Below are 10,459 nucleotides of genomic sequence, written 5' to 3'. Positions count from 1 at the left end.
CAACACTTGTTTGTGATTAAGGATGAGCGTTGTTATCAAATTTCCAGATTGAAGCTGAAACCACCACTCACGCCTGGCGTATGAAAACCCGCGGGCTGGTAGAATGGCACGCCGGCAAACAGGTCATAACTGAGTCGGCGCCACAGCGTGCCGCGCACACCCAGGGCACCACCCGCCAGCTGATGCCCGACGAGATAGCGGGTGCCCGGTCCATCCACACGACCATAATCCACCGCCCCGTAAAGCTCGTGACCGCGCGACAGGACATTCCAGGCTAACTCATTACGCCAGAGCAGCCCTTTTTCACCGGACAGCATCTGCTCGCCGTCAAACCCGCGCACGGTATAACGCCCGGCAATCGCCAGCCTGTCCTGGGGTGTCAGCGGGTTTGCACTCCACTGCCAACGCACTTTGGTGTGATAACGCCAGGGCTGTGTGCCCCATTTAAAAGGCACATTCAGACTGATATCACCCAGGGCCATCCCTGTGCGGGCACTGCCTGCGTGATAGGCTTCTTCCGGTGCTGGCAGCGCACCGAAGGCGCCGGTTCCCCGCCGCCAGTTGATGCCGGCATCCAACGTGATGTTGCCGATGTAACTGCGCTGGCTTAAGCCTAACTCCCAGCCCGCAGTACGGCGGTGTTGTTGTGCTATTTCTATATTCCCCACGGCATTGGTGGAATGGCGGCGAAAGACCCGCAGATTGAGCGTGGTTTTATGTGACTGATTGCGAAATAACAGTCGGGACACCGTGAATTGCACATTCTCGCTTTTGCCACTGTAGGTCAGGGGTTCGTTCGCGTTGGCGATATTCTGGTGATAGGTATAGTCGTTGTAATTGGCAGAAAACGCCCAGTAGCCGAGCGGAAAGACGTAATTCACAGTACGGGCGCGGTTACCAAAGGGACCGGGCTCAAACAAATCCCGGCCGATATTGGCATAGAACAGATCGTTCTGGGCAAAAGGCGCATCAATCGCCAGGGTTACCGAACCCAGATAGCGGCCAGTGCTTTTGGCACCACTGTCATCGAGTCCCAGACTGAGCCGGAACGGGCGGCCCTCTTTCCAGCTGATCCGAAGGTCACTGGTCGCCTCCTGCTGACCGGGCTCGATTTTAATGTCGGCCTCCACACTGGGCACCCGTTTGAAATTCTCCAGCGCCTGCTCGATATCGCGCAAATTAAGGATATCCCCGGATGCGGCCGGCATCGCATTCCACAGCCGCCCACGCCAGGACACCGGCTCATCAAAGCGGATATTGGCAATGCGTCCAGGCTGGAGCGTCAGCGTCAGCACACCGCCAGTCAGATCCTGCTCCTGCACCATCACGCGGGTGGTGACATAACCTTTGGCTAGAATGGCATTCTGCACCTTGTTATTGACCAGCAAAATCCCCTGTCCACCCAAGCAACGCCCTTTGGCATCCTCTGCCGCGTCCAGTGCCCACTGAAAACGGTGGGCAGCGTCGCCCTCCAAACGTAACGTATTGATCGTAAAACAGGGATGTTCGTTAGCCGGATAATCAGGCTGGCGCACGCCGGGTCGAGTAAGCCGGACATCGGTATCCGGCGTCTGTTGCTGTTGTAGCGCGTGCTGCCTTTCCTGCTGCCGGAGTTGCTCCTGAGCATCCAGGGTCGCCGCACTTTGCATGGTGTTATCGGAAAAAGGCGCAGTAAGTCGCACCGAGGTTGCCAGACGTTGTTCTGCTATCTGTGATTGTTGTTTTTGCTGAATAAAGGGCGGATCATCGGCCTGTACGGGGGAGAATACAAATACAGTCCATCCGGCCAGCCCGGCTATTATGTAGCGGGAAGTTACCGTTGCCATAGTAAACCCATCGGATACGTAATTATTATTAAACAGTAATAAGGTAATTTTAAGATGAGGTATTATGGTCGGCGGAGGTTAATTATCAAGCTGCCCGATGGGATATTCATCACAATGGCGTAAATTCAGGCCATTTAACTCTAAAAATGCAACAATATGGCAATAAACCAACATAATCACAACACATTATGTGAAACATTAAGCAGATTAATTCGAGCTTTAAATTTACCCAAAACAAAAACGAAATGAATATGATTAAAAGGGATGATAAATAGGATGGATTACGCGTAAATCAGTAAGCGGCTTCAATATCCGCCGGTGTTTTGGGTAAGAGGAAAAAGATTCAAAAAATCCCCCGACTTTTTCTCAGGGGATTTGTGTATGAAAGAAAGATAGATAGATACATACGGGGATTAAGCGGAAAAGGCACCTATTTAACTAGTTAAACACCAATTAAGACCTTATACCATATTCGGCATTTCTACTGACTTTCTGCTGTAATATTTTCTTTCAGTAGCGTGTGATTCACGGCATATTTTGCCTGCCATGCTTTAGGGTTGATTAAATAATGTTGCCGGAAACGTTTAGAAAAATGACTTGGGCTGGAATAGCCTACTGCGGCAGAAACCTCAATGACACTCATTCCTTTCTTCAATAAATCTTCCGCTGTGGTCATACGAACGTTTTCCAGATATTGATGAAAAGTACGAAAAACAACCGCACGAAATCCCTCTTTTAATTTTCGTTCATTCAGACCTACTGCTCTTGATAACGATTTTATTGTCCAGGGATGATGATAATCGTTATTAATGATTTTTATCGCATTGTAAACAGCCCTGCGCTGCAACCCGCTAATCATATTATATTGGCAATCATAAATTTGCGCTGTCACGCAAGCGAGTATTTCTAACGCCTTTGCCTTTAAGTAGACTTTTCTGACACTACCATTTAATTGACACTCTTCTATTTGATTCACTATCTGCATAAAAGGCGGATAGATAGGACAAGCCATCATCAAAGCATCACTATAACTCGCGTTTTTTTCAAAACCAGCCGTTAACTTGGTAAAAGATGGCAACTCCTGAGCTTCAATTTCGTTCAGAGAAAAACGGATATCGAGAATACGCCAGGTTCCGCAGCCAAAAAAATTCATACCTCGCGTCACCGTAGGCGAATAAAAAAAGACCATCGTTCCCGGATTAATATCTAAAACCTCGCCATTTTCAATTGCCATTTTTCCCTTCCCATTGAGAACAAAGGCGATTGACACTGTTGGTGGCCCTTCACAATATTCTGTAAAATCTTGGCTTAACTCAAGATGGATACGGTTGATATGAATTCCATCAGATAGCTCCTCTGTTAGCAATGAAGGCGTTGTGTTGTTTTCCTCTGCTAGTGAGTGCCTATTATTGCCATAGCCCGCAGAGAAAATCCCCAATGTCTCGCTATAGATCGTCTTCATGAAATCCCCTGTAAAATCAGCATCAGACACCAACCATTTCAAAAAAACGCTTTCCACAATAAAAATAGTATGTTGTGCGTGTTAAAGACATTATTCTTTTATTTTATATATTTATATACCAATGTGAATATCACGCAATTTATCATTAATGAGAATCATTATCAATAGTACGTATCGCGCTATTTTTGTCCCTATCCCGTTAGCTCTTCCTTTCTATTCCAGTTAATTTCACTAAAGATTGTTTTCGGTTTACCACGCTTGTTTGGTTTACCACATTTGATCTTTTTAAAACATGATTTGGAAAGGCATAAAGAGTATTTATGAAAAAAAAATATGCTAAAGCATCTGTCTTATGTTGTCTGATCACACCTGTTGTGACTTGGGCGGAGCATTCACCCGAAGCCACAGAAGATGTTTTGATTGTGACGGCTAACAAACGAGCAGAAGCATTAAATAAAGTCAATGGCAGCATTTTGGTAAAAACTGGCGAGGAACTTGAGCAAGCGGGTATCACCCAAGTACAGGATCTTGAGCGTGCTTTCCCTGGCTTACAAATCCGCTCTCGCGGTAACCGAACCTACTCGGCAACCACCATTCGGGGTATCAGCTCACCCGATTACTATTCACCCTCTATTCGCATTTATGTTGATGGTGTTCCTCAAGATCACCAGTTTTTGACACAAGAGTTAATTAATGTAGAACGTGTAGAATTATTACGTGGTCCCCAAGGCACTTTATATGGTGGCAACGCCCAAGCCGGTGTTATCAATATCATCACTCGTTCTCCAAAAGAAGGCCCTTGGCTTAACCTTTCTGGTCATTATTCTAAATTAAAACAGGGGGGCTCCTTCAGCGGATCAATACCGCTTATTGAAGACATGCTTTATGGCAGCATGAGTCTACGCTGGGTAAAAGAGCCAGGACAAATTGATGCCCCAAATCGCGGTGATAAAAATATTGACTCCAGCAAGACCTGGCTTGGCAAAGGAAAGCTGACCTTTGCACCAGAAGAGTCTCCATTCAGCGCTGAACTTAGCTTTGCTCATGAAGATCTCAATTCACATGAAGAACTTTATTTAACCGACGAACAGTTCCGTCGGAAAGAATATGATGGCCTTATCCCGGATGTAACACGGCGCGTCAACAGTTATGCACTCAAAGCGGAATATGATTTTGGTAACAACGTATTAACCAGTATCACCGCCTATCAGGATCGCGATATTTCCCGTGATTTTATCGGGGGTAAATGGAAAGAAAAACACCATGCCACTACCCAAGAGCTACGCTTAAACTCCAACTACTCTAATGGGATTACCAGCGTTCTCGGCGGCTGGTTCTCAGATGAAACTAGCAGACATCATACTGGCGCCTATATGAATTACTATAGCGCTGCCTTGAACACGATAAAAACAAAATCACTGGCCCTGTTTGGTGAAGTCAAATTACCCATCGCTTCTCAATGGGATCTGACGCTTGGCGGGCGTTTGTCACATGAAAAATCTCAAATAGCCTATGCAGGCCGTTCTGGCATGATGGCGGTCGACGCTTTTGATAACCAGGTTTCCAGCAATGAGTTTATACCTAAGGCAGCACTGGGCTGGCAATTGACACCAGATACCCGTTTCTATCTCTCTGCCACCAAAGGGTACAAGCCGGGCGGGTTCAATAACATTGTTTCCTCCGCCAATGATAAAAAGCCTTACGATACCGAAACCTCAGACAATTATGAGTTTGGTTGGCATACCTCATTCTTTAATGACGCAATGACATTAAACAGTGCAGTTTATTACATTCGTTCCAAAGATAAACAGATCTACGTCGGACCTATGGGTGGACAATTTATCCGTAACGCCGGAAAAGCAGAAAGTAAAGGTATCGAGCTGAGCAGCCAGATTAAACCAATACAAGGGCTTAGACTTTCTCTGGGGGGTAGCGTAGGTAAGTCAAATTTCACTGAGACAACAAGTGGCGTAAATTATAAAGGCAAACGCCTGCCTTATGCACCAGATGTCATGCTTAATGCAAGTTTCGATTATCTGATTGATCAAACATTGTTACCAGGTAACCTCTATTTCAATGCTGGCACTCGCTACTATTCAAAAAGCTACTTTGATGAAGCGAATACCCTTGAACAAGGGGGATATACTCTCTATGACGCCTCACTCAGTTTAGAAATGGATCATGGCATCAATGTCAAACTTTATGGGGAAAATTTAGGTAACAAACAGTACCGCGTATCCAGTTTCCAGATGGGAAACAATACGTATAGCATGATAAATAAAGGCTTGAATGTTGGGCTGGATGTGAGCATTGCACTATGATGCACAACACCCCACATCGCCGTCACATCTCGTTACTACTTTTGACTTTGGCTGGTGTTTACACCATCCAAAGTACCATTGGTATGTTAACGTTACAAAGCATGCCGGCATTTCTACGCAACCACGGCGTTACCCCAGATAAGATAGGGTTACTCTATCTATTAATGTTACCTTGGGCATTAAAATTCCTCTGGGCTCCCGTTGTAGAACGCTATCGCAAATCAGGTTCGGGGGATACTCACCCCCGCCGCATCATGCTCTGCGGCAATCTGTTAATTGCACTGCTTTTTGGTTTAATGTCCTTAGCGAACCCTACCGAACATATGCCGCTTATCATAGCGGCCCTGTTTTTGATTACGCTTTGTCTGACCGTGGTAGATACCACCACAGACGGCCATGCTATCGATCGATTACCACCACAGCATCGCCCCTGGAGCAATGTCATGCAGGTTGGGGGAAGTTATCTGGGCGCCATTATTGGCAGCGGTCTGTTTTTATATCTTATTTCACTCTATGGCTGGCACATTGGTGCAGGCATGCTAGTGATAGTGATGCTATTAATGTCACTGCCTATCTTGTTCATCCGAAAAACGCAGGGACAGGGAGAATCGAGCACGTCAAAAACATCGATCACGCCCTCCTCGCCAAAACCTTCGCTAAAGAGTGCATTACGTCGTACTCCGGTTAAACAGGCATTGATTTTAATACTGCTATGTATGATGGGGACACGCCTGTCACTCGGTATGCTCTCCCCATTTTTAGTCGATCGCGGCGTAGACTTAACCCAATTAGGCATCATTGCTGCCAGTGGTGGTGCATTAGCTGGCTTATCTGGTGTCCTGCTTGGCGGCATCGTGGTTCGGAAGCTAGGTACCGTCCAGACATTATTGGCGGTCATGTTGCTTGAGTGTCTGGTGTTAGTGGGTATTTTCTGGCTTTCTCAGCAACCAGAAACACCCCTATCCCTGCTTTCAGCAGCATACGTTTTTATCACGCTAATCACCGCGACCAAATTTGTTGCCTTGTATACCCAAATGATGTCTCTGGCAGCAGGCATACAATCTGGTGTGGATTTTGCGCTGATGCAATCCGCAGATATGAGCATTGCCATCATCTGTTCAATGCTGGGTGGATTGATTGTAACCAAAGCAAGCTATGCCTCTCTTTTCGCGCTTGCCTCCCTCTTCACCCTGGCTGGCTTGTTCTGGACATTACGTAAGCGCCACGATTTCCAAAAGGAAAACACCTATGCCCAGCAATGATCCTTCTGTTCAAAATTCTCCTGAGCAACGTGCCGCTGACGCCGGTGTCCTTAAGACATTGTGGGATATGATGCGCCCATACCGCACGCTGAGTTACGTTGCTATCGCACTTGCCATTGTTTCTGCTGGCCTGCAAATATTGCCGGCCGCAGTTGCTGGCCTTATTACCCAATCACTCTATGACGGGCAATATGACACCTTGCTGAATTACGGCGTCATGTTATTAAGCTTCACCTTTGCCGCGATGCTGACTTTCAGTGGTTCAACGTTTGTTGCTCATTTGATCGCTGCCGATGTTCAGGCTGATGTTCGTCGTAATATCAGCAATAAGTTGAAGTCTGTTCCCCTGGGCTTCTTTATGCAGACTGACAGCACCGAAATCAAGAAGATGATGTTAGATGACGTCGAACAACTTGAGGATGGTATCGCCCACATTATTCCAGAGATGTCAGCAACCGTGTTCGGCCCATTAATAGCATTGGGTGTGATGTTAGCCATTGACTGGCGATTAGCATTAGCGGCTTTTATTCCAACTTTGGGTGCTTGTTTATTATTCATCTATATTCAGATGAAAGTTCAAACCACTACCCAGCGGTTTTACGCCACCCAAAATCGTATTGCTTCGACAATGGGTGAAGTTATCAACGCAATTCCTGTAGTGAAAACCTATTCAGGCGGCAATATTGCCCTACAGCGAGCGGAAGAAGCCTTTACCGCCCTGACACGTATTATCGATGTTTGGGTTGAGAAAGTGCAGGTCAAATCCAGCCGATTTTTTGTGCTATCCAGCGCTAATCTGCTGTTTGTCCTCCCCTTGGCGGTCTGGCTATTTAACCGACAAGCAATCACTTTATTTGAATTCACCTTCTTTATTCTGGCCGCTATGGCATTCGGCAATATTGCTTCATCTATGTTTTCGGTGATGACACGTTTGCAACAGCAAGAAGCCTTAGTTACACGATATCGTTGGCTCATGAATCAACCTGAATTAGCGCCATGTACCCAAAATCAGACTCCTGCCGATCATACTGTGACGTTGCATAATGTCAGCTTTTCATATCAAGATAAGCAGGACAATGTCTTAAATAACGTTTCGTTTTCCGTCCCTGCCGGCAGTTCACTCGCTCTGGTTGGTGCCAGCGGCTCTGGTAAATCCACGATAGCCAGCCTGATTGCCCGTCTTTGGGATCCTCAACAGGGCAAAATTACTGTTGGTGGTGTTGATATCCGCAACATGGATGAAACCACACTGCGTAATAACATCTCTTTTGTGTTCCAGCGGGTATTTCTGTTCAACGATACGATAGCCAATAATATCCGCCTGGCCCGCCCTGATGCTACACAAGCAGAAGTTGAAGCAGCGGCCATCGCAGCACAAGCACATCAATTTATCCAACAGTTACCACAAGGTTACAACACCGTAATCAACAACGGTATTAGCTTGTCTGTAGGAGAAAAACAGCGTATCGCCGTTGCCGCCGCTATCCTGAAAAACGCGCCCATTCTTGTATTGGATGAAGCCACCGCCTATGCCGATCCAGAATGTGAAAAAGAGATGCAACAAGCACTCAATGCGTTATGCCGCAATAAGACAGTGATTGTTATCGCCCATCGCCTGCCAACCGTCCGTCACCTTGATCAAATACTGGTCCTGGATAAAGGACAAATCATTGAGCAAGGCACCCATGATGAACTACTCGCACAGCAAGGCGCGTATGCCAAACAGTGGGCAGCCTGGCGGGGAGAAAATACCGGAACAGGAGTAAATTAATCATGGGATTATTTAATCGTCTCCAACAACATCTGTCCGCAAAACTACAACGGGTTTGGTTGGGTGGATTGTTATATAAGCAGCTTGATACCATTGCAATTATGGCGCAACTGGCTATCGCTGCCTGGGCCATTACTCATCTGGAGGGAACTCATCCGAAAGAAAGTGACAACGCTATGCTGCCACTTATCACACTGACATTATTGGTTATTTTACTGTTGCTGCGATTCACTTTTATGTCTCGCGCATTACGTAAACTCACCATTGCCGCTTATGGGTTGGGGATAGAAATCCGCCGCTCTTTGCTACAGCGGCTTGTCGGTATGTCCATCGCGACAATTCGCGGACTAAGTGACGGAAAAATAGCCCTGACATTATCCGAAGATGTGCAATGGCAGGAAAATCAATCAGCCTATACCACCCCACAAATTACCTGCCAGATTATGATGCTGACGCTTATCTATCTGGCTTTATTCTGGTTCGACTGGGTTGTTGCTGGCTGTGCCCTATTAGTATTGATGGTTGGATTACTGATCCTGGGTGGGATCCGGCAAAAACTCAATGAAATACTGCGCCGTCGGGCAGCGATGATGGCTGATGTATCCGAAGCAATCGTAGAATATGCCCAGGGCATGGCATTTATTCGCGCAGCGGCTGCGACCACAACGGTAGAACAACGTTTTGACCATGAAATTGAACAACTACGTGCCGCATTCCGCCGTGGAATATTCAAAAGCATACCGTTGCTGAGTCTGTTCTACATCATTATTGATACCAGCGTGGTTGTTGGCATTCTGGCCGGAGCCTTACGCTTTCATGAAGCACTCACTCTCCCTGAGATGCTGATCACTATTCTATTGTTGTTCGCCACTATTACCCCTTTACGCGGGATCATTCCCCTGCTCAACGTAACCGCATTGACACAAGTCGGTGAAACACATATTGCAGAGATAGAGGCGATTGCAACACAAACTTCCGGGCCATTAGCTGCACCAAACAAATATGATGTTGAAGTTAATAATATCTCATTTAGCTACCCTGGGACTCACCAGCCCGCTATCCGGGACGTGTCATTTTATGCCCCACAAGGCAGTATGACCGCTATTGTGGGGCCAAGTGGCAGTGGTAAATCCACGCTGGCCTACTTATTACTCGCTTTCTATCAACTGGATAAAGGTGAAATCCGTTTAGGTGGGAACCCTATTCATCGTTACCAGACTCAAGCACTGTATGACACCGTCACAATGATGTTCCAGGAAACCGCACTATTCCAGGACACGGTTGCCAACAATCTTCGTCTGGGAGATCCGAATGCGACACAGTCAGAGCTGGAACAGGCGGCCCGCCTCGCCAATATTCACGATACGATTATGGCATTACCGCAAGGGTACGATACACCTTTAGGTGTGGATGGCGGTACGTTATCGGGCGGCGAACGCCAACGGCTTGCCATTGCCCGAGCGATCCTAAAACAGTCCCCGGTTCTATTCCTGGACGAAGCAACGGCGTCGCTGGATCCCGAAAATGAGCAGTTAATACAAGAAGCATTTGATTCTCTCACTCAGGATAAAACCGTTTTTGTCATCGCTCATCGGTTAAGCACGATAACCCGTGCTGATCAAATATTGGTAATGGATCATGGAACCCTCTGTGATAGCGGTACACACGATGAATTACTGGAGCGTTGCCCGCTTTACCAATCCCTTTGGAAAAATCACCTTGGCTCAGAAGAGCATTGGCACTTACATCCCAGTATTCACTTAAACAAGGTGTAACCCACCCATTTGATTTTCTAGGTACTGTCATTTTATAGGATT

General features: G+C 46.7%; 6 protein-coding genes. 4 read left to right on the top strand and 2 right to left on the bottom strand.

Annotated elements, in window-relative coordinates; translation table 11 throughout:
- Positions 1–35 precede the first annotated feature (35 nt).
- Positions 36–1,826, bottom strand: a complete 1,791-nt coding sequence (locus tag IQ211_RS01845; protein ID WP_189759375.1) for a ShlB/FhaC/HecB family hemolysin secretion/activation protein — start codon at positions 1,824–1,826, stop codon at positions 36–38.
- Between the two features lie 481 nt (positions 1,827–2,307).
- Entirely contained in the window at positions 2,308–3,288 is a 981-nt protein-coding gene (locus tag IQ211_RS01840) for a helix-turn-helix domain-containing protein (protein WP_189759374.1), read from the bottom strand.
- A 320-nt stretch (positions 3,289–3,608) separates the two neighbouring features.
- Between IQ211_RS01840 and IQ211_RS01835 the strand changes: the two genes are divergently transcribed.
- From IQ211_RS01835 to IQ211_RS01820, 4 genes are read left to right on the top strand one after another with little or no spacing between them, the layout of a single operon-like run.
- Entirely contained in the window at positions 3,609–5,609 is a 2,001-nt protein-coding gene (locus tag IQ211_RS01835) for a TonB-dependent receptor (protein ID WP_189759373.1), read from the top strand.
- The gene (locus IQ211_RS01830) at positions 5,606–6,871 is read left to right on the top strand and encodes an MFS transporter (RefSeq protein WP_189759372.1); all 1,266 of its coding nucleotides are present in this window, start codon (positions 5,606–5,608) and stop codon (positions 6,869–6,871) included. The genes IQ211_RS01835 and IQ211_RS01830 overlap by 4 nt, the downstream gene beginning before the upstream one ends.
- Positions 6,858–8,642: an ABC transporter ATP-binding protein gene (locus tag IQ211_RS01825; protein ID WP_189759371.1), complete on the top strand. Its 1,785-nt coding sequence runs from the start codon at positions 6,858–6,860 to the stop codon at positions 8,640–8,642. The genes IQ211_RS01830 and IQ211_RS01825 overlap by 14 nt, the downstream gene beginning before the upstream one ends.
- Before the next feature lie 2 nt (positions 8,643–8,644).
- Positions 8,645–10,417 carry an ABC transporter ATP-binding protein gene (locus IQ211_RS01820; protein WP_189759370.1) on the top strand — a complete coding sequence of 591 codons (1,773 nt, stop codon included), beginning with the start codon at positions 8,645–8,647 and terminating at the stop codon, positions 10,415–10,417.
- Positions 10,418–10,459: the final 42 nt, after the last annotated feature.

The organism is Xenorhabdus griffiniae, from assembly GCF_015163655.1.
GTDB lineage: Bacteria > Pseudomonadota > Gammaproteobacteria > Enterobacterales > Enterobacteriaceae > Xenorhabdus > Xenorhabdus griffiniae.
This window is presented reverse-complemented; position numbering and strand designations above follow the sequence as displayed.